Origin of the sequence: Tunturiibacter empetritectus (genome assembly GCF_014201375.1) — a bacterium.
Classification (GTDB): domain Bacteria; phylum Acidobacteriota; class Terriglobia; order Terriglobales; family Acidobacteriaceae; genus Edaphobacter; species Edaphobacter lichenicola_D.
The window spans coordinates 103,092-129,782 of the sequence record NZ_JACHDZ010000008.1 but is presented as its reverse complement, the minus strand read 5'-3'; the positions used below and the strand labels follow the sequence as shown (position 1 = coordinate 129,782).

Genomic DNA, 26,691 nt, shown 5'->3' with positions numbered 1-26,691 from the left:
ATGGCTCGATGAAACGTTTGCTCGGTGCGTTCGCTTTCGACCAGCAGCGTCTGACTATCCGAAGCGGTGGCAGGGAACTGTCTGCCGTATATGTTCGAGCGAGCAATGACGCACCGGTGTTTCTGATCTGCCACGGAATCGGTGAGCAGGTTGAGTACTGGAGTGGCGTTCAGGAGCTTTTGAAGGCAATGGGAGTCTCATCGCTCGTGTTCAACTACTCCGGATATGGCGCGAGTTCCGGAAGAGTGAGCGTGACCCATTGCGAAGAAGATGCGATAGCGGCCTATCGGTTGTTGAAGGATCGCGGGCACGGATGTATTTTTCTGCTGGGCTTTTCTCTTGGTTCAGGGGTGGTCTTAGCTGTCACACCGACAATCCAGGTTGAAGGTGTGATTCTTTGCCAGGGGTATCCCACGCTTCGCGAAGCGGCACTCGCGATGGGGTTTCGCCGTTGGATGACGCATGCTATGCCGGATGTCTGGCACAATCTTCGTCGGCTGAAGGAAATAACAACTCCGGTCCTGGTCGTACACACTGATGGAGATCAACTGTTTCCTGTAGCCATGGCGAAGCGAGTCCATGAGGCTTGTGGGTTGAAAGGAGAGCTGATCATCGTCTCCGGATTCGCACACGATGGGCCGGTCTACTTTCCGACAGAGGCATACTGGCGTCCTATCGTTGAGTGGGCTGCGCGAACCTCTTCAAGGGTCGCAGCGGAGCAGTTGCCGACCGGAGATTAGTCGGCGCTGAGTGGTTCCAGGGGGATCGAGTCGCTGCCCGTGCCGAGCTCCTGGTCGCGGTACTGCAGTTGGTAAAGCTTCCAGTAAAGCCCGCGTTCGGTGAGCAACTGCTGGTGGGTGCCGCGTTCGCGAAGCTGACCTTTGTGCATCACCAAGATAGTATCGGCGCGTTGAATTGTGGAGAGACGGTGCGCTATAAGGATCGAGGTGCGCCCGGTGATCATGCGGGAGAGTGCGAGGCGGACGCGAAGCTCGGTATCGGTGTCGACCGAGGAGGTGGCTTCGTCGAGGATGAGAATACCGGGATCGTGGGCGAGTGCACGGGCGAAGCTGATGAGCTGCTTCTGGCCTGTGGAAAGAGTGGCGCCACGTTCGCGGACCGGTTCGGCGAATTGCAGCGGGAGCGAACGGATGAAGTCCCCTACATTGACCTCGTCCGCAGCCAGTTCAAGCCGCTCGTCGGTAATCCATTTAGAGCCAAGGCGAATGTTATCGGCGATGGTGCCAGTAAAGAGGAATGGGTCCTGCAGGACAACGCCAAAACGCTGGCGCAGCTTCTTCAGATCCTGCTCGCGGACGTCGACGCCATCGACCAGGATGCTGCCGCGTTGAATGTCATAGAAGCGCATCATCAGCCCGGTGATGGTGGTCTTTCCGGCACCAGTATGTCCGACGATAGCGGCGGTTTCGTCGGGTTCGACGGTGAAGCTGACGCCGCGAAGAATCCATTCAATATCTGCAAAGGTGTTGAGTTCTTCTTCGGTTGCCGAGGCTATACGTGCGTGTTGTGCTTCATCGAGTTTTTGATAGGTAAACCAGACGTTACGGAACTCGACGCGGCCAGAGTCATCTCCAACGATCGGGGCGGCTGGCGAGACGATAGTCGGCTGGGTATCCAGCAGGTTGAAGACGCGTTCGCTGGCTGCCATGGCCGCTTGCAGGATGTTGTACTTTTCGCTGAGATCCTGAATGGGTCGGAAGAAGCGCTGCGCATACTGGATGAAGGCGATCAGAATGCCAACGGTCACGACGCTGCCAGCCTTCGGCAGCGCGTGCAGAAGCGGCTGCAGTTCGTGCAGTTGCGTCGCCTGAAGATAGTGGAGCGCGGAGATGCCGCCACGCCAGATCACCAGCGCGATCGCCGTAGAGCTGAGGAACTCAACCACCGGGTAGTAAACAGCGTACGCGAAAATGGCGTCGGTCCACGCTTGCTTGTTCTCGGCATTGACGGAGGAGTAGTCGTTGAAGGCCCGGCGCTCGCGGTTAAAGAGCTGCACGATGGACATGCCCGAGACGTACTCCTGTGTAAAGGAGTTGATGCGAGCTGTTGCGGCGCGCTGGCGGCGGTAGCTGTCGCGAACGTGCCGCCGAAAGATCTTGGTGACGTAGAGAATCGCCGGGATGACCGAGAGCGCCAGAAGAGCCAGAGGCCAGCTCATCCGCAGCATGATCAGAACGATGAAGAGGAGTACGAAGATATCCTCGAAGATGGCAAGCACCCCGGAGGTGAACATCTCGTTGAGCGCATCTACGTCCGAGGTCACACGGGTGACGAGCTTGCCGACAGGGTTGTGATCGAAGAAAGAGGGCTGCATGCGCTGCAGGTGACGGAAGATCTGGCTGCGAAGGTCGAACATAATCTTCTGGCCAGTCCACTGCATCATGTAAGTCTGCGCGAACTCCAGCACATAAGTGAGAAGCAGCGCACCGAGATAAAGACAACCGATCTGCGTGATGCCGGTCATGGGGCGCGAGCTGAGATGACGCGCAAGCCAGGAGAGCTTTGCCGGCTGCGTGTCGGTCATATAGGTGTCGACCGCGACCTTGACCAGATATGGCCCCATGACGTCGGTCGAAGCCTTGAAGAAGATGGTGAGTGCGGACAGACCGGTCTGTAGCTTGTAGGGCTTCAGATAAGTCAGAAGGCGACGCATGAGGCGCGCGTCATAGGCTTTGCCCGCGACCTCATCGTCCTGCGGCGGCTTTTTCGCGGGCTGTTCCTTCGGATCCTTCGGTTTTCGGTCGTCGGCCATTTGCAGTCTCTATTCTAGATGCTTAAGGGCGACGGGAGATTCGGGAAGTGCAGTTCCACTAGCGTTTTACGTCGGTCACCACTGCGCCCAGAACATTGCCCTGGTTGTTCTGCTGGGCGAAGACCACCACACGTATGTTGACCAGATTCGCATCTCCGGGAGCGTTGAGGCTGAAGTTAAGTGGGCCGGCGCCTAGGTCTTTCAAAGAGCCGATGCGTTGCAGGTTCCGCACAACACCGACGTGCAGTAGCCTGCGGCCACCATTTTCACCGTTGCGAACGTCGGTAACGTCGGTCGGGTCGACCAGAGCAGCGTAGAGTTCCCCGTGCGACGAAGACGACGACGCTGGCAACGAGACGGAGGCTGAAATCTTTCGGGCGTCCACCACTGGACGGGACAACGACAGGTTCAGCTTGGCCTTCTGTGCAGCGCTTGTGATCGACCGGCGCGCGTGAGTGGAGTCGTTACCGACGAACTGGTCCGTTCCGTCTACGATCATCTGCGGAGTGTAGACGCCATCAACGCCCAGGCGGGCACTGTACTGGCTCTGGCGCTCGGTGTACTGGTGCGAGGAGAAACGGTCGTGCCAGCCTAGGTTATCCCAGTAGTCGACATGCTCCCCGAGGACGATGATCTCTGCGTTCTGAATGGGCTGATCTTGGTCAAGCCTGGCCAGCAGAGCATCCGCGGGAGGGCAGCTGGAACAACCCTCCGAAGTGAAGAGTTCCACCAGCACCGGCGTGCGGTTCGACGAAGCAGATTGTGAGTGTGCGGAGACCGGCAGCGCAAGGAAGAGGAGCGAAAGGACGTAAGTGAAGAAGGAGCGAATCTGCAGCATAGGACTGACCTCTGCGTCGTTAGAGTCGCCGTCAATGGTTTAGTTACGTCCGCGAGAAACGACAGGCCGTGAAACAATTGAGGGAGGGGTATTTCAGACGAATGGCTGGACCTGTCGGCGTCTACATCTCGGTTCCGTTCTGCAAGGCGAAGTGCACCTTCTGCAACTTTGCTTCCGATGTATTCGGCGCGGAGCGGATGCAGCACTATGTGGACCGCCTATGTGGAGAGATTCGCGGAGCACATGAGGCTGCAGAAAGAATCGAAGGTTCGCTCCCCAGAGCAGTGGACACGATCTACTTCGGCGGGGGAACGCCTAGCCTGCTTTCGGCTCAACAGTTTCAGAAGATATTTCACCATCTGCGTGGAGAGTTTGACCTTGACGGTGATGCCGAAATCACTCTGGAGTGCGCTCCCGGGCAGCTCGCGGATGAAACACTCGACCAACTGCTACGGCAGGGAATGAACCGGATCAGCTTCGGAGTTCAATCGTTTGTTGACCAGGAGACAGCAGCCGTGGGGAGGCTGCATACCCACCAGCAGTGCGATGCAGAGATCGCGAGGGTGAGAGCCGCTGGCCTTAGCGAGATCAACATCGACCTCATCGCCGGGCTGCCACACCAGACAGCGCAGAGTTGGCAGTACTCGGTGGAGCAGGCGATTTCAAGTGGTGCGCCACATATAAGCGTTTATCTGCTCGAGGTGGATGAGGACTCGCGGCTTGGCCGAGAGATGCTGAAGCAGGGAAGTCGTTACAGTGCGGCGGCCGTGCCTGAAGAAGATCAGGCTGCGGAGTGGTATCAGCAGGCGTGCGACATGCTGCACGAGGCGGGCGTGCAGCAGTATGAGATCTCGAACTTCGCGCGACCCGGACACCGCTCCCGCCACAATCTGAAGTACTGGCAACGTCAGCCCTATATCGGCTTTGGGCTCGATGCTCACTCGATGCTTCTTGCCGGTCAAGAGGCGGTGAGATTTGCCAACACGAGCGATCTTGATCGATATCTTGGGCAAACCACCGAACCAAATTCGTTTCAAATGTTTAGCTCCGGACAAAACGCGACCCATGCCGAGGTGGATGTTGTCGGGCGCGGCGAGGCCTTTGAAGAGGCACTCTTTCTCGGCTTGCGTTTGAATGAAGGGGTCGATCTCGACCAGTTGCGGAGACAGTTTGGCGAGGACTTGTTGGGGGAGACGATGCCTGCGTTGATAGAGGTCCGCGATGCAGGTCTGCTGGAACTCGACTCCGACAGGATTCGGTTGACCCCACAGGGACGATTAGTCTCGAACGAAGTCTTCAGTCGGCTGTTGATTCCCACCGCCGCATAAACAAAGAACAATCATCACAGGAGAGAACGAAGACCATGATCGATCTGCGCAGCGACACCGTGACCCGCCCCACTGCAGCCATGCGCGAGGCAATGGCCTCCGCGGAGGTTGGCGACGATGTCTACAGTGAAGACCCAACTCTCAACCGTCTCGAGAAGGAGGCCGCAGAGGTCTTCGGTCGCGAGGCCTCCATCTTCGTGCCCACGGGGACGATGGGAAATCAGATTGCGATCCGACTGCACACGCAGCATGGAAAGGAGGTCATCTGCGAGGCGCGATCCCACGTACTGGACTGGGAGATGGCGATGATGGCCGCATTCTCCGGCTGCCTGGCGCGGACGGTTGCAGCAGAGCGCGGCATTCTTACGTGGGACCACATCAAGCCTGCGATTGGAGCGAAGATCTATTACAGGGCTCAGACCGGCCTCATCACTCTGGAGAACACCCACAACATGGCCGGCGGTACGGTGACGCCGTTGCCGGTGCTCGAAGAGGTGTGGGCAGGTGCTCGCGCAACTGGCCTGCCAGTACATCTCGATGGAGCAAGAGTCTTCAACGCTGCGACTGCGCTGGGACTCAGTGTGGCGAAGTTGACGAGCGGATTCGACACCGTCATGTTCTGTCTGTCGAAGGGATTGGGCGCTCCGGTCGGCTCTATGCTGCTCGGCAGCAGGAAAGCGATTGAAGAAGCGCGAATCTATCGCAAAGCCTTAGGCGGGGGGATGCGACAGGCGGGAGTTCTCGCGGCTGCAGGGCTAATCGCTCTACATGAAATGCCGAAGCGGCTGCAGGATGATCACGACAATGCTCGCCTCCTGGCGGACGCTGTTGCCGCAGTGCCCGGTAAGGCGGAGATCGATCTGGATGCGGTGCAGACCAACATTGTGATCTTCAAGCTGCGGGCCAAAGATCAGGTAAATGGAGGTGATGCCGTAGGCTTCGTTGCGACCTTGAAGCAGAAAGGAGTCTTGGCCAGCGCCGTTGGCACGCACTCGGTGCGATTCGTGACCCACTACGATGTCGATCGCGTCGCCTGCACCAACGCCGCTGCGATTGTCTCAGAGGAGTTGCGGGCGCTCTAGCGATAACGCGCTTCTTCCGCAGCTTAGTCTCCACCGGCATTGATGGTGGGATTGGTCGCAAGGAAGACGCTCACCCAGGTGCCGTGCAACGCATCGCTCGTGTCACTGACGACGGTGATGGTGCCCCCGTGTTTATTGATGATCCCCCGGCTCACCCAAAGGCCGAGGCCAGTGCCATTTTCTCCTTTGGTCGTAAAAAAAGGCTGGAACAGGTGTGGCTGTACATCGTCTGGAATGCCTTCGCCATTGTCGGCGATCGTCACCGTTGCTCCGGCCTGCAGCTTCTGGCCATTTGCTTCCACGCTTGCGCTCCGTGGCGCGACGCTGACCTTCACCTTGCCATTAACGCCCGCTGCTTCGGCTGCATTGGTGATGAGGTTCGTGAAGACCTGGCGCAGCTCCGCGGGAAAGGCGCAGACTTCGATGGGTTCAGGCATCTCGGTTGTGATCGTGACACCGAGATCACTCAGCCGTCTTTCCATCAAAAGAAGAATCTCCTCAAGCATTTCTTTGAGGTCGACGACCACGGGAGCCTTCGATTCGCGATACAGCCCAAGCATGGCGCGGCTGATCTGCGTAACTCGCGTCAGCTCCTGCTCAGCCATATCCATGAAGTGAACAGACTCCTCCGGTGACGCCCCGTTGCGCATGAGATAAAGCAGATTCGAGACAGAATCGAGTGGATTGTGAATCTCGTGCGCGATGGTTGCGGCGAGACGACCCGCAACCGCCAGTTTCTCGTTAGCAATCAAAGCTTCCTGGGTCTTGCGTTCCATCGTGATGTCGCGAAAGACAAGAACGATGCCGATCGTATGGCCGGCCTTGTCGTGGATAGGCGCGCCGCTGTCGGAGATATCGAGTTCAGTGCCATCCTTGCGCAGAAGAATCGTGTGATGGTTTGCCATGCCGACAATCTTGTCCAGTCGCCTCACCTTTGCGACGGGCGTCTCTACCGGCTCACGCGTCGTCTCATTGACGATGCGGAAGATCTCTTCGAGTTGTCGTCCATTCGCCTCGGTCTGGCTCCAGCCCGTCAACTCCCTGGCCACGGGATTCATCATCTGGATGCGGCCTTCGGCGTCGCACGTGATCACACCGTCGCCGATTGATTCGAGTGTCGTCCGAAGTTGCTGCTCGGATTGGTAGAGCTCTTCGGCCCGGCGACTAAGAATGTCGAGCGAACCCCGGTAGGCTGCGGAGACGGCATGGAGACGGCCTCGCGTAAAGAGGCCTATCAACACCCCCATTCCAAGGGCCAGCGCAAGCAACACCAGCAGCATGCTATGCACCTGACGATGCCAGAGTGCAATGCGCCGAGCACGGCTGGCCTCAGCCTTCTGAATAATGTCGGTAAGATCGTGGCGAACGTTGTCCATCAACACCTTGCCGTGAAGGTTCAGATCCACGTCGTTGGTCTGTCCCCCACCGCGAACGGTCGCAATGACGGGAAGCGCAAACGCATCCTGCCACGTCTGGTGTTCATCCCGAAGATCCGCGATATCGTGCTTCTGGTCCGCATCCGCGCCGGCCATGTTGTCGAGGGTTTGAATCTCGGTCTGCAGGTGGGACTCAGCCTCGTAAAACGGCTGCAGAAACCTTGTGTCGCCGGTGGTTTCGTATCCGCGCAGACCCGACTCCTCGTCGACAATCAACTTCGAGAGAAGGGTCGCCTGTGAGATTCTGGCATCAGATTCCTGAATCAGATTCACCGTGACGTTCGATCCCCGGATCTGAACGTAGAGCGCGCCAGCGACCACCAGCAGCGCCACCACAGGCAATACGAACACCTGCCTTAAAATGTTATTGAACTGACTTAGATTCACAGTCCTCTCATCTCGTACCTTGCTTTGAGGGGCGGGTCAACTGACGGGTTGCAGAAGGCTGCCTAGTTTTTCCAGAAGGACCGGCGCGCCCTCTCCCTTGGTCATATACAGATCGACGACAGCAGTCACCTCGGGAGCCAACCCAATATAAGCCGAGAGCAAAAGGATCGGGACCTGAGGCTTGACCTGGCGCATCTGGATGGCGATCTCGCCGCCGTGCATGCCAGGCATTGAATAGTCCAGCACAACCGCCTCTACCGGCTCGGCGGAGAAGATTGCGAGCCCGGTCGGTCCATCCGATGCGGTTAGCACTCGGTATCCAGCCCGTTCCAGCAGAATCTTCCGAACCTCGAGCCCGATTCGTTCGTCATCCACGCAGAGGACGAGATTGGAGTTTTGTTTCATGGAGTTCTGACCTTCTACAACCCGTAGAATTACTCTAGAGTATACGGACGTACTCTTCATACGGTTTACTGTGGACGATTCATCGTACGTTAGCAATCCCCCGTCCGGGGTGCGCTAACCTGACGTTAATCAAGTTGCGAGTTGACAGGGGTTTACGAAGTGAGTCAGACGATTTTTGTTTTGGAAGACGACGCGGATATCTCCCGCCTGGTGCAGTACCACCTGGAGAGCGCAGGTTTTACGGTTCGCCCATATCTCGCTATCAATCAGATACTTGCCGATGCCGAACGGCAGCCGCCCGCACTTTTTCTGCTGGACATCATGGTTCCCGGTGGCGACGGCCTCGACCTGTGCCGGCGTCTTCGTCAGAACCCTACCCTCAGCGTGGTGCCGATCATCTTCCTGACAGCACGTGCGGCTGAGAACGACCGTGTCCACGGTCTGGAGATGGGCGCCGATGACTACATCACCAAACCCTTCGCCACCCGCGAGCTTGTAGCCAGAGTCAAGGCAGTCCTAAGGCGCTTCGAGCGGCCAAGCTCGCCGTCGGTGCTGAAGTTCGAGAACGTGGAGATCGACGCCAGCGCCATGCAGCTTCGTGTGAACGGCGACCTGGTAACGACGACGGCGACAGAGTTCCGGCTTCTGGACTATCTCGCCCGACATCCCGGACGAGTCTTTAGCCGCGATCATCTCCTGGACGCAGTCTGGGGCGATGCCCGCTTTGTCACGCCGCGTTCCGTCGATGTTTATGTCCGGCGTATTCGCGAAAAGATCGAAGCCGATGCTGAGACGCCGCGCTATCTGAAGACCATGCGCGGCGCAGGCTACCGATTCGAGATTCCGAAGGCGGCACAGGCCTAGGCGAGGGGGCGACTCGTGAGGCGTAGCTTCTTTCTTTCGGTATTCTTTCGCATCGCGATCGCATTCGTACTCTGTGCGCTGGTCGGGCTCTCCTCGCTTCCGTACCGATGGATCATCGCCGGCCTGCTCGTCATCGCATGGGCCGGCATCACCGCGCTCTTTCTGGCGCGTTCGGTTCGGCAGGACGTCACACTTCTGCAGAACTCTGCCGCGGCGGTTCCTGAGCGCCAGGTCGGAGAGATCAATCCCTCCTTCACCGACTTCGATGGACTGGCCCGTGCCATTTCGGTCGCCTCCGATCACGTAAACCGCTCGCTCAGCGATGCCTCCGAGAGCCGCCACGAACTTGAGGCGATGATCGACAGTATGCAGGATGCAGTCGTCGCCGTCGATCCCGCAGGCCGCATTCAGTGGACCAATCAGCGGATGCAGAAGCTGATTCCGGGTGCCTCCTTTAGTAGTGCCATCCGTGTCGGCCACGCGCTGGTCCAGACGATTCGCGATCCGGAGATTCTGGACTGTGTTCGGACCGCACTCGAGCAGAGAGTGGTGAGCGATGGCCGCTCGACCTCACTTCTGCCCGGGCGCATCTTTGAAGTCAATGTTTCTCCGATGCCAGGTGGCGGAGCCGTAGCCGTCCTCCACGACATTACCCGCATCGAACAAGTCGAACGAACCCAGCGCGACTTCGTGGCTAACGTCTCGCACGAGCTCCGTACTCCTCTGACCTCGATCACCGGTTACGTTGAAACTCTGCTCGACCATGAGGCTTCGCTCAGTCAACCAGCCCGAGAGTTTCTGAGCATCATCCTGAAGAACGCAACTCGCATGAACCGCCTGACCGAAGATCTCCTGGTGATGGCGCGGGTCGAATCCTCCGAGCAGGAGCTGCACCCAGCCCCCATCCCAGCCGACATCCTGGTGCGCGACGCCGTGCAGGCGATGAGCGGCCTCGTACAGGACACCGAATCAATCCTCGAGATCGGTGAAATCTCCACCGCCGAGGTCTTTGCCGACACCGATGCAATACTTCAGGTCCTCAGCAACCTCATTGAGAATGGCATCAAGTACGGCCAGGCCAGGAACGCGCCCGTCTGCAGGGTGATCGTCTCCTCCCGCGATGTGTCGGACCCGATTGAAGCCGTCGAGTTCAGTGTTCGCGACTTTGGCCCCGGAATTGCCTCCGAACATCTAGGCCGCATCTTCGAGCGCTTCTACCGGGTCGATAAAGCCCGTTCCAGGGAGTCTGGTGGCACCGGGCTGGGACTCGCCATCGCACGACACATGGTGCAGACGCACGGCGGGTCGATTCGGGCAGAAAGCGAACTCAACGCCGGCAGCAACTTTATCTTCACACTCCCCAAGGCCCAGAACTTGGTGGAATAATGCCGTTTTCACTACGATGTAACCTCTCCGTAACAATTCCCGCTCACACTCAATATTGAGATGTATTGACTGATTGATTTGGATCGATGCATTTAATCCTAGGGGGACGAGTGAAACTGAAAGTCATCGCAGCAGCAGTATTGGCGCTTGTAACTGCCGGAGCCAACGCACAGAACATCAACGGAGCCGGGGCCACATTCCCCTATCCGATCTACTCCAAATGGTTCAGCGAATACAGCGCACTACACCCGGAAGTGAAGATCAACTACCAGTCCATCGGCTCCGGCGGCGGTATCCGCCAGGTCTCTGAAGGTACAGTGGACTTCGGTGCCAGCGATAGCCCTATGACTAACGACCAGCTTAGCGCGGCCAAGGTCAAGGTTATGCACATTCCTACCGTTCTGGGGGCCGTTGTTCCGGTGTACAACATTCCAGGCATCAACAAGGATCTGAACTTCTCAGGTGATGTAATTGCCGATATCTATCTCGGCAAGATCACGAAGTGGAACGACTCCCGCATCGCGAAAGACAATCCTGGCGCCAACCTGCCGGATAAGGCCATCCTTCCCGTTTACCGTTCGGACGGAAGCGGAACGACCTTCATCTTTACCGACTACCTCTCCAAAGTTTCGTCTGGCTGGAACTCCGGTCCTGGAAAGGGAGCCTCGATCAAGTGGCCTACAGGAATCGGGCAAAAGGGCAACGAAGGCGTCGCCGGCATGGTTCGTCAGTCGCCGTTCTCCTTCGGATATGTCGAGCTGATCTACGCCGAGACGAACAAGATGAGCTTCGGCGCGGTTCGCAATGCCTCCGGCAAGTTCCTCAAGGCCTCCACCGGCGGAGTCACCGCCGCCGCCGCCGGAGCCGCCAAGACGATGCCCGCAGACTACCGCGTCTCCATCACCAACGCACCTGGAGCGGACGCCTACCCGATCTCCAGCTTCACCTGGCTGTTGATCCCGACTCACTCCACCGATGCGAACAAGGCAAAGGCGCTGGCTGATTTTCTGGGCTGGATGCTGGACCATGGCGAAGGCGAAGCCGCTGCGCTGACCTATGCTCCGTTGCCCAAGCAAGTGCAGGATATGGTTCGCAAGAGCATCGCAAACGTAAAATAGCTACTCTGCCGCACGGGTTTCGCAGCGAAGGCCGTGCGGCATCTTTTTTCCCCCAGCTTCAGGATAGTAAGCTCGATACAATCGACCCGTAGAGTCAACCGTCAGGAAAATAGGATTGTGTCTTCTACCCGTATGACTCCCGAAAGAGAATCAAGCTCTCCGTTGCCTGTGCCATCGCCCCTGCCACAGCCTCCTGTGGCATCTGCTGCCGATGCGACGCCAGCTTCGGTTGGTGCAGCCCTCTCTCCGATTCGCGACTTCCTCAGCAAGCGGGGAAGCGGCAGCTTTGCTGATAATAGTTTCGCCGCTGTCATGCTTCTATGCGCCTGCAGCATCTTTGCGATTGTCCTCTTCATCTTCGTTATCCTGGTCGTTCACTCACGGTTGAGCCTCATCCAGTTCGGCTGGAAGTTCTTCACACGTCAGGCGTGGGATCCGGTCTCGGGTGACTTTGGCGCGCTCCCCTTCATCTATGGAACACTCGCGACCTCGCTGCTGGCTCTGTGTATGGCGGTCCCTCTGGCACTTGGCGTAGCGATCTTCCTTACGGAGCTATGCCCGCGCGTGCTTCGCGCCCCGATCTCCTTCCTGACCGAACTGCTCGCAGCCATCCCCAGCGTCGTCTATGGTCTTTGGGCGGTCTTCGTCCTTGTCCCGCTCATGCGTGATCTTATCGGCCCCTTCCTCTATAAAATCCTGGGCTGGACAGGATTCTTCGAAGGCACCAACTTCGGTGTCGGCCTTCTAACCGCCAGCATGATCCTCGCCATCATGATCCTTCCGATCATCTCTTCGCTGACCCGCGACATCATGAACGCAGTCCCCAACAGCCAGCGCGAAGCTGTACTAGCCCTGGGAGCCACCCGCTGGGAGATGATTCGCATCGGCGTTCTGCGCAACTCCCGCATCGGCATCGTCGGAGCGATCATGCTGGGCCTCGGACGCGCACTCGGAGAGACGATGGCCGTCACGATGGTCATCGGCAATCATCCCGATATCAGCAAGTCGCTCTTCGCCCCCGGCTACACGCTGGCCAGCGTCATCGCGAACGAGTTCTCCGAGGCCACCGGCGATCTTTACCTTAGCGCCCTCATCGAGATCGGCCTCGCCCTCTTCCTGGTCACCATTGTTGTGAACGCCATCGCACGGCTGATGGTGTGGGCGGTCACACGCAACGCACCGGCGCGGGTGAACTGACATGAGCACTCAACCCCTGAGCAACCAGCCCCGCCCCATGGACTTCGAATCCGGGTCCATGCGCAGGAATACGGCACGGCGCTCCGCCACGAACTACTTCGTCAGCGGTCTTTGCATCCTCGCGACCGTCCTGGTGATCCTTCCGCTGGTCGCAATCCTCTTCTACCTCATCTATAAGGGTGCCAGTTCTCTGAATCTTGCCTTCTTTACCCACATTCCCGCCCCTGTGGGTGAGGTAGGCGGAGGTATGGCGAACTCCATCGTTGGTTCGGGCATCGTCCTCTTTCTCGCGAGCCTGATGGGAATCCCGATCGGCATCGCGGCGGGTGTCTATCTGGCGGAGTTTGGTCGCGGCAAGACCCTCGCCACCGCAGTCCGCTTCACCGCCGACGTGCTCAATGGCGTTCCATCGATCGTCATGGGCATCTCGATCTATTCGCTGATCGTCGTCCAGCAAAAACACTTCTCCGCTCTCGCTGGCGGAGTAGCTCTCGCCATCATGATGGTCCCAACCATCACACGCACCACCGAAGAGATGCTGGCCACGGTTCCTCATGCTATTCGCGAGGCAGCTCTTGGCCTCGGCGTCCCCAAATGGAGGACAGCGATCTCGGTCAGCCTGCGCACGGCCTCGCCCGGCATCATCACCGGTTGCATGCTGGCATTTGCCCGCGTTGCCGGAGAGACCGCTCCGCTGCTCTTCACCGCCTTCGGAAATCAATTCTGGAGCTTCAAACTGAGCGAACCTATCGCCGCCCTGCCGCTGCAGATCTACGTCTACGCCATCTCGCCGTATGACGAGTGGCATCGTCTGGCGTGGGCCGGCTCGCTCGTTCTTATCGTCTTAATCATGGTCTCGGTCACGCTCGTCCGCATCTTTGCCAACCGCGGCGTACTCAAGGGAGGAAGCTAGTGGGAGTCGGCATTTTAGTTGAGGATTTGAACGCGTGGTATGGAACAACCCACACCCTGCAGGACATCAACCTGCACATCCCGGCGAACCACGCCACCGCGCTCATCGGTCCTTCAGGCTGCGGCAAATCCACCTTTGTCCGTTGCCTCAACCGCATGCACGAGACCAACCCCATCGCCCGCGCCACCGGTATCGTCAAAATGGGCGACATCGACATCTACAACGACGCCTCACCGGTTGAGATTCGCCGCCGCGTCGGAATGGTCTTCCAGCGCCCAAACCCCTTCCCTACGATGTCCATCTACGACAACGTCGTCAGCGGACTCAAGCTCAATGGCTTCCGCAACCGCCGCATCCTCGATGAGACGGTCGAGCGTTCACTCAAGCAGGCCGCGCTCTGGGAGGAGGTTAAAGACGACCTCAAGAAGAAATCAGGAGCTTCGCTTTCGGGTGGCCAGCAACAGCGCATGTGCATCGCCCGCGCGCTCGCCGTCGATCCCGAGGTTCTCCTGATGGACGAGCCCGCCTCCGCGCTGGACCCCGTCTCAACCTCCAAGATCGAAGACCTCATCTTTCAGCTCAAGAGCCAGTACACCATCGTCATCGTGACGCACAATATGCAGCAAGCCGCCCGCGTTGCGGAGAACACCGGCTTCTTCCTCAACGGTAAGATGGTAGAGTTCGACTCGACCCATAAGATCTTCACTAATCCACGCGACAAGCGAACGGAAGACTACATCACCGGGAGATTCGGCTGATGCGCGTCAAATTTCATCAGAGTCTCGACGACTTGAAAGAAAAGCTGCTCGTCATGGCGGGCATGGCGGAGCAGGCGATTCAGCGTTCCATCGAGGCCTATCGCACGCGCGATCTTTCCATCTGCGAGCTTGTCTTCCGAGCCGAGCCTTCCATCAACCGCCTCGAACGCGAGATCGATCAGATGGCGCTCGACCTTCTGGCCATGGAACAGCCAATGGCCATCGACCTTCGCTTCATCCTCTCAGTGATCAGGATCAACGCCGATCTCGAACGCGTAGGCGACCAGGCGGTCAACATCGCCGTGCGAGTACGAGAGATGGGAGCCTTCGCCAACATCGATCTCCCCGTCGACATTCCTAAGCTCGCCTCCCTCTCCTCCGCCATGGTTCGCAAATCCCTCCAGGCCTTTATCGAAGGCGATGCCGAACTGGCCGAATCGGTTCTCCGACTCGACGATCAAGTTGACGAGATGAACGATGCAGCCTTTTATGCACTCAGCACGCTCATCAAGGAGAAGCCTGAGTTGACCCCGCAGTCACTCAACGCCCTGATCATCGCCCGTAACCTGGAGCGCGTCGGCGATCACGCCACGAATATCGCAGAAGATGTCATCTTCTGGGTTCGCGGCGCCGACGTTCGTCACAACAGTTCGGTAATCTGAGTTTTAGCGGCGGGACACCACACCTGCAGTTGATCTCAAAGAGCCTTCTGCCTCCGAGCAGCATCTCTACTCCCCGAAACGGCCTGTCAGTCTGTCTCAGGTTCCCACCAGACGAGCTTTGGCAACATCGGGTAGTACAAACCAACCCGCAGTCTTCCGCTCTCTACGCGGCCCCTCATCATCCGGGCATACACTTTCATCTGCTCCGCGTACTTAATCCGCTCTTCGGCAAGAAACCCGGTGAGCCCTTCACGCCCGTGGGTTGCAGTTTTGTAGTCGATGATCCAAAGATAATCAGCCCCGGTCTCCATCGGTTGGGCTCCGCTATAAAACACCCGATCTAGTCTCACACTGCTGCGCGCATCATTCCACGAGTTCAGTGAGAGTTCGTTCGACGCTTGCTTGTGCTGGCTCAACACCCATCGTCCTTCATTGTCCTGCAGCATGTTGGTGAGCGCAGTCTTCACCCGTGGGACAAGCCGCTCAACGACGGCCAGATGTAGTCCATCTCCCCGCAGCACTGATGCAATTCTGGGCGTCCATCCCGCCACTTCGTGCAGCACGGCCTCAACCCTCGTACCATCTGCCAGCTTCGTCGCCAGCATCTCTAAAAAAGCATGGACGGCGATGCCAAAGGCACGAGCCTCGAAGGAACCTTCAGGTCTTTCGAAGTGTGCAGGTCCTGGTGCAATCGCATCCTCACCGTAGGAGAGCTTACGGCTTGCTGAGAATCGTGATTCCAGCCTGAACTCCATTGGAAGGCGCTGAAGCATCGCTGGTCGTGCCGCTTCGTCGGCGCCTGCCGCAATCGTGCCGACGAAGCCCTCTTCTTCCTCGGACTTGGGAAACATCATTGGCATCTGAACGAGCCTCTCCGAAGCCGGCGCACCCCTCGTAAAGTGTCGCTCCGCCGCGGGCCACGCAGTAGCCAGCAGACTCCCATACGGTCGTATGACTTCTCCCCTCGCCGTTGCTTCGGGCGATGCAAACAGATGCAGCTCCTCCCGCGCTCGCGTGCACGCAACATAGAAGAGACGCTTTCTCTCCGCGGCCTTCTTTGCTTTATCAATACCCCTCAACCAGAGATTCAGCGCCCTGGAACCCTCGCCGCGGCCCGCGATCGGCGCAAGCATGATGTGCGCGGCTTCTGTGTCGTCGGAATCGATCTCGCTCCACGTCAACAATCTTTCACGATCCGCAGGATCCTTCTTCTGAAGTCCCGGTACTATCACGACATCCCACTCCAGACCCTTCGACTTATGGATGGTCATCAAATCGACCGCCCAACCTCTCGCCGCCGGTTGGGCAAACAACTTATCGAGTTGACGTTTCAACAAACTCACATCAATCCCCCCGATGTACTCTTCCATCTCATCTAAAAGCTGCAAATACCTTCGTGCATTGGCCAGTTCTCCCGGCTTTAAATACGCGTCACCGCCTAACGTCCGCCAGGTCCTCTCAACCCATTGGGCCACGCTCAAGCCCGACCGTTTCTCCTCTGCCGCCTGCAACACAGGCCACACCCGCATCACCCTTGCGCGAATCTCTTCCTCCAGCAGGTCCAGCCTCTCTGCGATCACATCTCCCATGCATCTCTCTGCCCAGTCGGGATCATCCCCACCCGCCAGCAAATGAAGATCGCCACGCCCAAGGCCGCACCACGGAGCACGCAGTACCGCGAGCCACGCCACGCGATCAGCCGGGTGCATCAGTGCTCTGGTCAGTGCAAAGAGATCGAGAACCTCCTGCCTCTGGCCCAGTGCCTCTATATCCACTGCACGAAACGGGATCGCACCCTTCAGCTCATCCTTCAGCTCCGTCACGATCTCGGTCAGCAGATTGCGGCTCCGCACCAGCACAGCCACCTTCCATGGCTCGCTCCGCCCCTGAGGCAACGGTCTGTCGCGCCAATGCTCGACGATGGCCCGCACCTTTTCAGCCTCCAACCTGGCCTGTCGCCGCTTCGCTCTCTTTGTCGCTTCGGCCGAAGTCTCCGAAGCCAGAACACGCGCATGCCACACAAGATTCATCGAGCCACTTCGCGAAGGTCCCCGTACAGCCCGTGCCTCGACATACGGCACATCCTCGGGGTTTGTGGCACTGATCTTCCGAGGAAACAGCAGCGAGAAATCATCGTTGAACGCTTCAACAAGAGTTCTCTGCGAACGGAAGTTTGCCGTCAACTGTAGTCTGCCAACGGGAAGGTCCCCCAGAAACTCCGTCTGCATCGTCTTCACAAATCGCTCCACCCGCGCCTGCCGGAACAGGTAAATCGACTGCTTCGGATCGCCGACGAGAAATACTGTCTGACCATGCCCGTCCCATCTCTGTGTGAGCAGTTGAATCAGTTCGTATTGGCCCGAGGACGTGTCCTGCATCTCATCGACAAGAAGGTGCTGAAGACTCATTCCCAACGCCTTGTTCAAATCGGCGACGGCACCCTCCCGCTGCAATACAACCCGCGCCAGCAGTCCAAGTTCGGCAAAATCGCACTCTTCACGCCGCGCAAACACCAGCTGCAACTCAGCCAGCGCCCTGTTCAAAACTCGAAACAACGCCTTTGCCACGACCCACTGCTCCTGCGGATACTGAACAGGCGGCAGGCTCCTCACTCTCTTGATTGCCTCCAGCACATCGTCGCGATCCCGCAGCTGTTGCACCAGAAGCTTCAACCGCTCGGCGTGATGTCTTTCAATTTCGAAGCCGAGATGATTCCTTGCTGCGGTGGCCCTCCACTTCGACTCCTGCGTCGTGAGCAGATGAATCAAGCCCCGCCAGCGTTCGAGGTCTTCAGAGGTCTCCTGCGGCGTTTGGTGCAGCCCGGCGCACATAGCAATCGGAGAAGGACTTCCTCGATAACCTTCCGCGTGCCCCATCTCACCCGCAAGCGATGTCAGTTCCTGCAAAATATCCGCCGGAACGCTGAGCGACAATAGCGTTAGTCCTACACAGACCGCCTGCTCCAGCGCCAGCTCAAGCTTAGGCAATACCGTTTCATCCAGAAAAGCATCATCCAGCTGCTGCGTCCCCAGCGGAACCAGCTCTCCCCACTGGTTGCGCAGCGGCAGCATCTCCATCAACAGACGCTCGCAATCGCGAAGACTGCCATCCCGATGCAACAAAACGGTGCGCAGGGCAGTGTCCAGCTCAACATCGGCTCCACCGAGTTGCATTAAGGTCTCTCGTGCCGCTTCGCGATACATCAACGTCGCATCTTCAACCGGGATCTGTCGCCCTCCAGCGCCCGAGAGAACCGGCAACAATCGCGCCACCTCACCGCAAACCGAATCGATCGTGCGAATATTCAGTCTGCGCGGATGTTGCAGCAACTCCCATCCCAATAAAGCGTCGCGACGGAGCACCATCTCCGCCAACACACGTGTCACACGATCAAAGTCGGAGTCGTTCTTCAGTGGCTCGCTCCGGGCAGCGCTTTCCAGTTGATTAATGACACGCTCCCGCATCTCCGCCGTCGCCTTTACGGTGAATGTGATGGCGAGAACCTGGCTAGGATCTTCGACGCTCTCATCGGCCAGCAGCTTCAGGTAGCGTTGTATCAGCAGACCGGTCTTGCCAGACCCCGCCGGCGCCTCAACGATCCACGACCGTCGAATATCAAGCGCTCGCTCTCGCTCCTGCCAATCCGGTGGCCTTGTACAGCTCGTACCCATTGGAAGATCTGGAAGGTTGTCGCTCCTTGGCACGACAAAAAGATCAGCCACGGCTCACCTCCGCCACAGAGCCGTCCTCCTGCTCGTCCTCCTCCTCAAGCAACGACACGTCAAGCCGGCAAAAGATCCTCTGTCCGCAGTGAGCGCAGGTCCCCGGAAATGTCTTTGGACTCACACGCGCATCGCCTGAATAAAACTCCTCAGCCAGCCCCACCAGCACCTCTCTCCATCGCTCCACCTGCGCTTCAAGTGTTGCAGCTTCTTTCAGTCTGGTTGGCTTGGGCAGCACTCCATCACTCGCAGCGTACCCCTGTAGACCACGATCTTTACCAGCCTTGACGAGGCCAAATGCGATACCCTGCAGCTGGTCTGCTTGAGAGAGAATCGCATACAGCGGAAGCTGAGGAGCGTTGGGCCTCTGCGTTAGCCAATCATTCGCCGAAGCCGAGCCAGTCTTGTAGTCGATCAGCACCTCCCCGCCTTCCACAACGTCGACCCGGTCCATGCGTACACTCAAACGCAGCGGCCCAACGCGGACATCGTTAAATTCTTTCTCACTGAGCTTCACCTCAAACGGCAGTCTTCGCTCCAGTTCCAGCTCAAGCCATCCGGACAGAAGTCTGCGCAACCTCTCGCTCTGCACCTCTACATAAGCCTTATCCCAGTCGGTCGCACTCGCTTCTAATGTCTGCTTCAACGCCCTGGCGACACACCAGATTAGTGCCTCATCCCGTTCCTCCATGGTCATCGAACGTAGATTGTACTGCGTCTTCACCTCGTCCCAAAAAATCTCGAGCGCCTTGTGCAGCGCCGTACCGCTCTCTCGCGCATCCATGCCAGGCTCAATCGACTCAAGCTCCGTCGCCCACAATCGCTTCTCTGCAAACGCACGAAAACCACACGCTGCCTGCAGCTCCAAAACTTTTGCGCCACCGCGAATCACTCTGTCTGGTGGCGCCTGAACCTGAGCAGCATCCGCAATATCTTCCAACTCAACGAGGGTCCGCTGTGATTCAGACTCCACAAACTCAGCAGCCTTAACCGTCTCCAGGCCGAGCCCGGTCAACAATGGCGAAGGCCTCTGGGTTCCCTCCGAAGATTCCTTCGCATAGCTGAATACAATGCTGCCCGCACTTGCCGTAATCCGTTCCGTGATCTTCTGCGCGCGTTCACTGTCGAGCGTCGGATCTGTTCCCGGCATCTCCAATTCACGTTGTAGATGCCAGGGCAGCAGGGAACTGCCGACAGCTGACATTGGCCAGTCGAGCTCGCCCGCGCGCAAGAACCACACCGCATCAAACGTGCTTCCAGCAGCCTCCAGCGGACCCATCACCTGCACGGGCGCTTCTCGCGACTCAGGCGCAAACATAGTCAGGCGCGCAACTCTTTCGAGTGCTTCCAAGGCTTGCGCATAGTCGACAGCTACGCCCTCGAAGTCCAGCATCGCGACTTCATCCAGAGCACTCTCCCACTTCCGCTGCGTCTGAAATTCGACAGTAGAGTCCCCGCCCCCTGTGCCCCACGCCGCCGTCATCAGGAACTCCCGCATCTTCTCCGCCCACTCTGCATGAGAGCGTTCATCGAGCCCCTGCAATCGGCCCGCAACCCGCTGCATCGCGCGCAATGTACCGAGCACTTGCGGAAACTTCGCCCTCCGTTTTGATCCATCCATCATCTCGATCAGTCCAAGCAGCGAGATCTCCGGCCGCAGCATCCGCGCCTTACGCAGTTCAAAGGCATCGAACTCCGCACGCGCGCTCCGCTCTCCACTGCTCATCGCGAAGTAAGGCGACAGCAGCAACGCACTCACCCTCTCCAGAGGCAACGGCTCGTTTGACCATCGCAGTAGATCGAAGGCGACAGCAACCAGATGAGTCTCACTCAACGTCGAACCAAGCGAAAACTCATAAGGGCCAACGTGATCGTCCGCGTGGATGTCTTCAAGCTCAGGAGCCAGCACCTCACGAAACACTTGGTCAATCTCTCTGCGCTCCGTCTCAAGCGCGGGCGCGATCACAGCGATGGTTGCCCCCGTGTTCTCTTCGAGAAATCTCCGCACCCAGCGCGCCGCGAGAAACAGTTCCTCCTGGCCATCGGCCGCTTCCACCAGCAACCGTCGCTGCGCAGGAAGATTCAGTCGTAGCTCTTCCACTTGTATTCCCGTCGAATGCAACGCCTCTACCAATCGGCTTTGTGACGGGGTCATCTGATCGAATCCCACCAGCACGACCCTGTCCGCTAGGAGTCCGATGAACACGCTTCTCGCAGCCTCCCTTTCGACTTCTTTGCGAAGCGTGTCCTCCAGTTGGGCCTGTGCGACAAATCCCTCAGCCTCGCAAAGCCGTTCAAAGGTGCGCGCCCATCGTTGAAACGATCGTGTATCCGAGTTGCCAATCGCTGCCTGCAGGTTCAATCGCCCATCGTAGCTGCATACCAGCCGCCACGCGTCCGCCGCCATAGCCGCCAGCGTGTCCACACTCCGCAAACTAGCTAGTTCATCGTCGGCCTCAAGAATGGTTCGCCAAACCACCTGCTCCTGCGAATGATTCAACATCATCGCGGTGACGTGGCCCTCCACCAACAACCGCTGCCACATCTTCGCAAGCCATGCATCCCATGACGTCACAGTCGCAGGCGACCAGCTTGCCAGACCCAAAGCGCGGTTACGCCGATCCCACCCGCGTCGAATCGCCCGTGCTGCTCGCTGGTTACCCGTTACAACGACTGAACCCTGCTCCAACGCCTCAGCAATCCCACCCGGCAGCAGCCCACGACCATCCATCCTTTGGTTATACGCCCAACGTCGCAGGAAAAGCAGACTCCGAAATCACTCCGCAACAGCCAACGCCCGAGGTGCAAACAAACTCATCGCGAGAAGTCCCAGAGCGGCCGCAAAGGGCAGGGCAAGCGCCAGTTGCAGTGATCCAGTCCGTGTAGAAATTACTCCCATCATCCACGGCAAAGCCGCCGCCCCCAGCCCCGAAACCGCGACCACGATCCCCGCCTGCCGCGCCGTCGGCCGCTCCGCCATCAGTAGCGCAAAGGTAGCCGGAAAGAATGGCGCAAGACTAAGCCCGAGAAGCACAGCAAAGATCGCAATCGTCCCCGCAGAATGCGCCATCGCCAGGGCCGCCGTGAATCCGGCCGCCAGTGCAAGAGTCCATTGCTGCGCCGTCTTCTCTCCCACGTGCAGCATCACTGCCGAAGCGCCCAGCCGCCCGAAGGTCAGCGCCATCCAAAGCAGCAGCGTCGTATACTCGCTCACCGCCAGTGTCTTATCCCCATAGCGCAGTGCGAACGTCGTCAGCCACCCGCTCAAGCACGTCTCCAACCCACCGTAGAGCACAAGCAATCCAGCGAAGTACAGATAGACGCGCCCGCTCAATCCCGTCTGCGGCCCGGTTTGTAGCGGTGTAGCGTCGAAGCTTTCAGCTCCCGAAACATCTCCACGCATCTGCATCCACAGCACCAACAGCCCAACCACAAACAGACCAGCGAATACTTCAAGCACTCCCTTCAAGGCAAAGTGCGGCAACAGCCATGCCGCCAGTAGCGCAGACAACATGGCTCCCAGGCTGAAAGAAAAATTCAACAGTGACAGAGCAGAGCCCCGATGCGCCGTGAACTTGCGGCCAGCCAGAATGTTGATCGAAGTAATGATCTGCCCCAGCCCAAATCCCCCCACAAACAAACCGATGCACCCCAGCCCCATCGACGGAGACAGCGCAAAGCCACCGAACCCTACCGCGCCTGCTGCCAGGCCCACCAGCAGACTCCACCTCAGCCTTTGCGAAACCGTCACTCCACCAAGAAACGCACCGCAGAACTTCGCCATCATCAGAAGCCCGCTCTGCGAGTCCACCATCTCCCACTGCTTCGCTAGCAAAGGAAGAATCGGCCCCAGCAATGCGGTTCCCAGCCCGGCCAGCATCAGCCCAAAGTGCATCAGCCCCGGAGAAGGCGCCTCCTTCTTACTTCGCTCCATCAATCGCCCCCTGCGTAATCTCACCGTTCAGCCATTATCATTGACTCAGGAGTCTGCCCGTGTCCCGCAAGCCTTTATTTCTCCTCGCCTTTCTTGTTCTTCTCGCTGGCTGTCACCAGAACGCATCATCCACCCCATCCAAGCCAGCTTCTGCCGCAAGTACTTTCACCATTCGCGGCCAGGTCGTCTCCACCGATGCCACACACGTCACGCTCGATGGCGAGCAGGTTCCCGGCTTCATGGAGGCGATGACCATGGACTACAAGCTCGCCGATCCCAGCGTCGTCAGCGAACTCCACCCCGGCGACCGCATCACCGCCAAGGTCCTCGCCGACAAGCAGGGCGACAACTTCGAAAATGTTCGTCTCAAAGATATCGTCGTCATCGCCCAGGCCCGCCCCGACTACAAACCTCCCATCGCCTATCACGTTCCCACCATAGGCGATCCCGTGCCCGACTTTAAACTCCTCAACCAGAGCGACCGCACGATTCATCTCGACCAGTTCAAGGGCAAGGTCGTGCTGATGACCTTCATCTACACCCGTTGTCAGCTCGCAGATTTCTGCCCCCGCATGAGCCACAACTTCGCCGACATCGACAAAGCGCTTGCCGCCGACCCAGCCCTCTACAAGCAGACCCATCTCATCAGCGTCAGCTTCGACCCAGCCTACGACACGCCAAAAGTTCTTCGCAGCTACGGGGGCGCGTACACCGGCAACTACACCAACGAAAAGTTTCTTCATTGGGACTTCGCAGCGCCTCCGGAAAAAGAGTTGCCTGCGATGACACAGTTTTTCAACGTAGGCGTCACCCCCGGCGACAGCAAATCTCTCACTCACTCTCTATCGACGGTCCTCATCGGCAAAGATGGCAAGATCATCGACTGGTACCCCACCAACGAGTGGAAGCCGGAAGATGTATTAGCTGCAATCAAAAAGCGTGCAGCCTGACCTCCAGACAACAACCTGCCTTCAGACAACGAGGAATCAAGACCTCTCATCTGATTACCTGTGCAGAAGACGCACGGAGGTAGGATCAAATGAAGATTAATAGACTCGCTATCCCAGCACTTGCTATCGCACTTGCTGCTCCCGGTTTCGTGTTCGGTCAGCCATACACGCCGTTACCTCAGGGTTTCGGACAGGGGCCCGGTGGCTGGGACGCCCCACCGCAGGAGTTCCGCGACATTCAGCGTCAGGGTTACCATGACGGCATCGAGGGAGCGCGTAAGGACGTTGACAATCATCGTCGCCCCGACGTAAACAATCGCGACGAGTACCGTCATCCTCATGTGCCCGCAAGTGCAAGAGGCGACTATCGCGAGGGCTTCCGTCGCGGGTATGATGCTGCAATCGCTCATCTGATGAACGGCCCAAGATAACCGAAGTCTGGTCTTCGCACGATACACAGCCCGCAAAAATACCCAGCTTTCGAGCTGGGTATTTTGTTGTCAAACGCTTCTACGAGCCTCTGCCAGATGGTTAGACCTGCCATTCAAGTATCCTGATAGTGGTTCAATCAAGGAGTTCATCTCATGGCAAAGCTCACTATCGCCTTTGGCATTCTGCTCATCTTGCTCGGTATCACCGGATATGTCACTACGGGCAGCGCTCACCCAACGGCTCTGATCCCGAGCGGCATTGGCCTCTTCTTTGTCCTCTTTGGCGTCATGGCGAATACTGACGACTCCAAAAAGCGCATGCTCTGGATGCACATCTCCGTCACCGTAGCATTGCTGGTCTTTCTGGGAATGATTCCCTCCGCGATCGACACGCTCAAGCTCTCCCGTGGCGCCACATTCCCTCACCCCATCGCCGTCGAAGAGAAGGGCGCGCTCTGTCTGTTCTGCCTGATCTACGTGCTCTTCTGTGTCCGTTCTTTCATCTCAGCCCGCCGTGCTCGCCTCGCCTGACAGCGCCTCCAGCGTAAACTCAGATCAGCTATGTCCTCCTCCTTCGGCCCATCCAGTTTTGGCGGCGGTATGAAAGCCGCAGACCGTCCCTCTCGCGGCACCGGCAGAGCCACAGCGGCCGACCTCACAGCCTCGCGTCCCAAGCCCAAACTCACCAAGGTAATGCCAGAGGTTTGGAAGCTGGTCAAGCCGCGCCGGTGGCTGCTCGCAGGCAGTTTCCTGCTGATGATCATCAACCGTCTGTGCAGCTTCGCTCTGCCGGTCTCCTCGCGCTATCTCATCAACAACGTGATGTACAAGCATGAGCTAAACCTGCTGCCGTGGATCATCGGAACCGTCGCCACAGCCACCTTCCTGCAAGGAGTTACCTCCTACACCCTCACCCAACTCCTCTCCACAGCCGGCCAACGGCTCATCTCAGAGCTTCGTACCCGTGTTCAACAACACATCGGCCGCCTGCCTGTAGCTTTTTACGACGAGAACCGAACCGGCACCTTAGTCGCCCGCATCATGACTGACGTCGAAGGCGTCCGCAATCTGGTCGGCACAGGCTTACTCGAATTCGTCGGCGGAATTCTCACCGCAATCATCGCCTTCTGCATCCTCATCCGCATCAGCGGACGCATGACCCTCCTCACCGTCTGCATCCTGCTCGTCTTTGGCCTCATTCTGCAGAAGGCCTTCAAGACCATCCGCCCCATCTTCCGCGAGCGCTCAAAAATTAACGCCGAGGTCACTGGCCGTCTCACCGAATCGCTTGGCGGCGTGCGCGTCGTCAAGGGCTACCACGCCGAAGAGAGCGAGGCCCGTGTCTTTGCCCGCGGCGTCGAACGGCTCCTCAAGAATGTAATCAGCTCCATCACCGCCCAATCGCTGATGACCCTCTCCTCCACGATGGTGCTGGGAGTTGTCGGCGGTCTCATCATGTACCTCGGCGCGAAAGAGATCGCAGCCCACCGCCTCGATGTCGGCGGTTACGTGGAGTACACCATGCTGCTCGCCTTCATGGTGGCGCCCATCGTTCAACTCGTCTCCATCGGCACCCAGCTTACCGAAGCCCTCGCAGGCCTCGACCGTACCACCGAGATTCTGAACGAACGCGAAGAAGACAGCGAGCCGAGCCGCACCGTCGTCATCAATCCCATCCACGGCGACGTGGCCTTTCAAGACGTAACCTTCGCCTACGAAACCAACAAACCAGTCCTCCACGGCATCAGCTTCGAAGCCAAACCCGGAACCGTCACCGCACTCGTGGGTTCTTCAGGCTCCGGCAAGTCCACTATCATCTCGCTCATCTGCTGCTTTCACAACGCCGTCGGCGGCCAGGTTCTCATCGACGGCATCGATCTCGCGACCATCCGCCTCAGCAGCTACCGCCAGCAGCTGGGAGTCGTCCTGCAAGAGACCTTCCTCTTCGACGGTACCATCCGCGAGAACATCCTCTTCAGCCGCCCACAGGCCACCGAAGAGCAACTGATGGAGGCCAGTCGCATCGCCCGAGTCGACGAGTTCGCCGAGCGCTTTCCCGAGCAGTACGACACCATCGTCGGCGAACGCGGCGTCAAGCTCTCCGGCGGCCAGCGCCAGCGTATCTCCATCGCCCGCGCCATCCTTGCCGATCCGCGCATCCTCATCCTCGACGAAGCCACCAGTTCGCTCGACTCAGAGTCCGAGGCCCTCATTCAGAGCGGTCTCAACTTCCTCATGCAAGGCCGCACTACCTTCGTCATCGCGCACCGCCTATCCACCATCCGCCGCGCCGATCAGATCCTCGTCATCGAGCAGGGAAGGATCGTCGAACGCGGCACCCACGACTCGCTCTACAAACTGCAAGGCCGCTACTACGATCTCTACACCCGCCAGCACGGCCTCGAAACAAATCTCTTTCTCGCACCCGGAGAAGGCGACGAGATCGAAGAGTCCGTTTCGGCACAGTCCTAGTGCTATCGCGTAAATAGACGCCTGGCCCTCCCAAA

At 58.4% G+C, this 26,691-nt stretch carries 21 protein-coding genes; 14 read left to right on the top strand and 7 right to left on the bottom strand.

Going from position 1 to position 26,691, the window contains the following annotated elements; genetic code table 11:
* Positions 1-8 precede the first annotated feature (8 nt).
* A complete protein-coding gene (locus HDF10_RS19405; protein ID WP_183816408.1) occupies positions 9-740 on the top strand; it encodes an alpha/beta hydrolase in 732 nt (243 codons plus the stop codon).
* Here the strand turns inward: HDF10_RS19405 and HDF10_RS19400 are convergent.
* Both HDF10_RS19400 and HDF10_RS19395 read right to left on the bottom strand, forming a co-directional pair.
* Positions 737-2,773, bottom strand: a complete 2,037-nt coding sequence (locus tag HDF10_RS19400; protein ID WP_183816406.1) for an ABC transporter ATP-binding protein — start codon at positions 2,771-2,773, stop codon at positions 737-739. The genes HDF10_RS19405 and HDF10_RS19400 overlap by 4 nt on opposite strands.
* Before the next feature lie 58 nt (positions 2,774-2,831).
* Positions 2,832-3,611 (bottom strand): DUF1223 domain-containing protein, encoded by a 780-nt coding sequence (locus tag HDF10_RS19395; protein ID WP_183816404.1) that lies wholly within the window; start codon positions 3,609-3,611, stop codon positions 2,832-2,834.
* Between the two features lie 101 nt (positions 3,612-3,712).
* Between HDF10_RS19395 and hemW the strand changes: the two genes are divergently transcribed.
* Together hemW and HDF10_RS19385 are read left to right on the top strand one after the other, a co-directional pair.
* Positions 3,713-4,939, top strand: a complete 1,227-nt coding sequence (hemW, locus tag HDF10_RS19390; protein ID WP_183816402.1) for a radical SAM family heme chaperone HemW — start codon at positions 3,713-3,715, stop codon at positions 4,937-4,939.
* A 35-nt stretch (positions 4,940-4,974) separates the two neighbouring features.
* Positions 4,975-6,021: a threonine aldolase family protein gene (locus tag HDF10_RS19385; protein WP_183816395.1), complete on the top strand. Its 1,047-nt coding sequence runs from the start codon at positions 4,975-4,977 to the stop codon at positions 6,019-6,021.
* A 23-nt stretch (positions 6,022-6,044) separates the two neighbouring features.
* Here the strand turns inward: HDF10_RS19385 and HDF10_RS19380 are convergent, their stop codons facing one another.
* Both HDF10_RS19380 and HDF10_RS19375 read right to left on the bottom strand, forming a co-directional pair.
* Complete coding sequence (locus tag HDF10_RS19380) at positions 6,045-7,844, bottom strand: ATP-binding protein (RefSeq protein WP_183816393.1); 1,800 nt, start codon at positions 7,842-7,844, stop codon at positions 6,045-6,047.
* 36 nt (positions 7,845-7,880) lie between these two features.
* Positions 7,881-8,249: a response regulator transcription factor gene (locus HDF10_RS19375; RefSeq protein ID WP_183761427.1), complete on the bottom strand. Its 369-nt coding sequence runs from the start codon at positions 8,247-8,249 to the stop codon at positions 7,881-7,883.
* Between the two features lie 159 nt (positions 8,250-8,408).
* Between HDF10_RS19375 and HDF10_RS19370 the strand changes: the two genes are divergently transcribed.
* The 7 genes from HDF10_RS19370 (at position 8,409) to phoU (ending at position 15,147) form a co-directional block, all read left to right on the top strand.
* Positions 8,409-9,113 (top strand): winged helix-turn-helix domain-containing protein, encoded by a 705-nt coding sequence (locus HDF10_RS19370; RefSeq protein ID WP_183816391.1) that lies wholly within the window; start codon positions 8,409-8,411, stop codon positions 9,111-9,113.
* A gap of 15 nt (positions 9,114-9,128) precedes the next feature.
* Positions 9,129-10,499 carry a sensor histidine kinase gene (locus HDF10_RS19365; RefSeq protein WP_183816389.1) on the top strand — a complete coding sequence of 457 codons (1,371 nt, stop codon included), beginning with the start codon at positions 9,129-9,131 and terminating at the stop codon, positions 10,497-10,499.
* A 110-nt stretch (positions 10,500-10,609) separates the two neighbouring features.
* Positions 10,610-11,617: a phosphate ABC transporter substrate-binding protein PstS gene (gene pstS, locus HDF10_RS19360; RefSeq protein WP_311732830.1), complete on the top strand. Its 1,008-nt coding sequence runs from the start codon at positions 10,610-10,612 to the stop codon at positions 11,615-11,617.
* 117 nt (positions 11,618-11,734) lie between these two features.
* Entirely contained in the window at positions 11,735-12,814 is a 1,080-nt protein-coding gene (gene pstC / locus HDF10_RS19355) for a phosphate ABC transporter permease subunit PstC (protein ID WP_406706790.1), read from the top strand.
* A 1-nt stretch (position 12,815) separates the two neighbouring features.
* Entirely contained in the window at positions 12,816-13,727 is a 912-nt protein-coding gene (gene pstA, locus HDF10_RS19350; protein ID WP_260178025.1) for a phosphate ABC transporter permease PstA, read from the top strand.
* Complete coding sequence (gene pstB, locus HDF10_RS19345) at positions 13,727-14,485, top strand: phosphate ABC transporter ATP-binding protein PstB (protein WP_179637861.1); 759 nt, start codon at positions 13,727-13,729, stop codon at positions 14,483-14,485. The genes pstA and pstB overlap by 1 nt, the downstream gene beginning before the upstream one ends.
* Complete coding sequence (gene phoU / locus HDF10_RS19340; protein ID WP_183816385.1) at positions 14,485-15,147, top strand: phosphate signaling complex protein PhoU; 663 nt, start codon at positions 14,485-14,487, stop codon at positions 15,145-15,147. The genes pstB and phoU overlap by 1 nt, the downstream gene beginning before the upstream one ends.
* Positions 15,148-15,233: 86 nt before the next feature.
* Here the strand turns inward: phoU and HDF10_RS19335 are convergent, their stop codons facing one another.
* The 3 genes from HDF10_RS19335 to HDF10_RS19325 are packed head-to-tail and all read right to left on the bottom strand — an operon-like array spanning position 15,234 to position 22,803.
* Positions 15,234-18,818, bottom strand: coding sequence for a UvrD-helicase domain-containing protein (locus HDF10_RS19335; RefSeq protein WP_183816383.1), 3,585 nt, complete (start codon positions 18,816-18,818; stop codon positions 15,234-15,236).
* Positions 18,819-18,861: 43 nt separating this feature from the next.
* The gene (locus HDF10_RS19330) at positions 18,862-21,600 is read right to left on the bottom strand and encodes a PD-(D/E)XK nuclease family protein (protein ID WP_183816381.1); all 2,739 of its coding nucleotides are present in this window, start codon (positions 21,598-21,600) and stop codon (positions 18,862-18,864) included.
* Positions 21,601-21,645: 45 nt separating this feature from the next.
* Entirely contained in the window at positions 21,646-22,803 is a 1,158-nt protein-coding gene (locus HDF10_RS19325; RefSeq protein WP_260178024.1) for an MFS transporter, read from the bottom strand.
* A 59-nt stretch (positions 22,804-22,862) separates the two neighbouring features.
* Here HDF10_RS19325 and HDF10_RS19320 point away from each other — a divergent pair, with 59 nt between their 5' ends.
* From HDF10_RS19320 to HDF10_RS19305, 4 genes are all read left to right on the top strand, one after another.
* Entirely contained in the window at positions 22,863-23,753 is an 891-nt protein-coding gene (locus HDF10_RS19320; protein WP_183816379.1) for an SCO family protein, read from the top strand.
* An 89-nt stretch (positions 23,754-23,842) separates the two neighbouring features.
* The gene (locus tag HDF10_RS19315) at positions 23,843-24,184 is read left to right on the top strand and encodes a hypothetical protein (protein WP_183816377.1); all 342 of its coding nucleotides are present in this window, start codon (positions 23,843-23,845) and stop codon (positions 24,182-24,184) included.
* Positions 24,185-24,337: 153 nt separating this feature from the next.
* Positions 24,338-24,715 carry a TMEM14 family protein gene (locus HDF10_RS19310; protein WP_183816376.1) on the top strand — a complete coding sequence of 126 codons (378 nt, stop codon included), beginning with the start codon at positions 24,338-24,340 and terminating at the stop codon, positions 24,713-24,715.
* Positions 24,716-24,784: 69 nt separating this feature from the next.
* Positions 24,785-26,656, top strand: coding sequence for an ABC transporter ATP-binding protein (locus HDF10_RS19305; RefSeq protein WP_406706784.1), 1,872 nt, complete (start codon positions 24,785-24,787; stop codon positions 26,654-26,656).
* The last annotated feature ends 35 nt before the right edge of the window (positions 26,657-26,691 follow it).

Bases quoted from the DNA above. Each gene is read 5' to 3' on its own strand.
- HDF10_RS19305 (WP_406706784.1), top strand. From the start codon at position 24,785: ATGAAAGCCGCAGACCGTCCCTCTCGCGGCACCGGCAGAGCCACAGCG.
- HDF10_RS19335 (WP_183816383.1), bottom strand. From the start codon at position 18,818: ATGGGTACGAGCTGTACAAGGCCACCGGATTGGCAGGAGCGAGAGCGA.
- pstA (WP_260178025.1), top strand. From the start codon at position 12,816: ATGAGCACTCAACCCCTGAGCAACCAGCCCCGCCCCATGGACTTCGAA.
- HDF10_RS19315 (WP_183816377.1), top strand. From the start codon at position 23,843: ATGAAGATTAATAGACTCGCTATCCCAGCACTTGCTATCGCACTTGCT.
- HDF10_RS19310 (WP_183816376.1), top strand. From the start codon at position 24,338: ATGGCAAAGCTCACTATCGCCTTTGGCATTCTGCTCATCTTGCTCGGT.
- HDF10_RS19405 (WP_183816408.1), top strand. From the start codon at position 9: ATGAAACGTTTGCTCGGTGCGTTCGCTTTCGACCAGCAGCGTCTGACT.
- HDF10_RS19325 (WP_260178024.1), bottom strand. From the start codon at position 22,803: ATGGAGCGAAGTAAGAAGGAGGCGCCTTCTCCGGGGCTGATGCACTTT.
- HDF10_RS19395 (WP_183816404.1), bottom strand. From the start codon at position 3,611: ATGCTGCAGATTCGCTCCTTCTTCACTTACGTCCTTTCGCTCCTCTTC.
- HDF10_RS19375 (WP_183761427.1), bottom strand. From the start codon at position 8,249: ATGAAACAAAACTCCAATCTCGTCCTCTGCGTGGATGACGAACGAATC.
- HDF10_RS19385 (WP_183816395.1), top strand. From the start codon at position 4,975: ATGATCGATCTGCGCAGCGACACCGTGACCCGCCCCACTGCAGCCATG.
- hemW (WP_183816402.1), top strand. From the start codon at position 3,713: ATGGCTGGACCTGTCGGCGTCTACATCTCGGTTCCGTTCTGCAAGGCG.
- phoU (WP_183816385.1), top strand. From the start codon at position 14,485: ATGCGCGTCAAATTTCATCAGAGTCTCGACGACTTGAAAGAAAAGCTG.
- HDF10_RS19330 (WP_183816381.1), bottom strand. From the start codon at position 21,600: ATGGATGGTCGTGGGCTGCTGCCGGGTGGGATTGCTGAGGCGTTGGAG.
- HDF10_RS19400 (WP_183816406.1), bottom strand. From the start codon at position 2,773: ATGGCCGACGACCGAAAACCGAAGGATCCGAAGGAACAGCCCGCGAAA.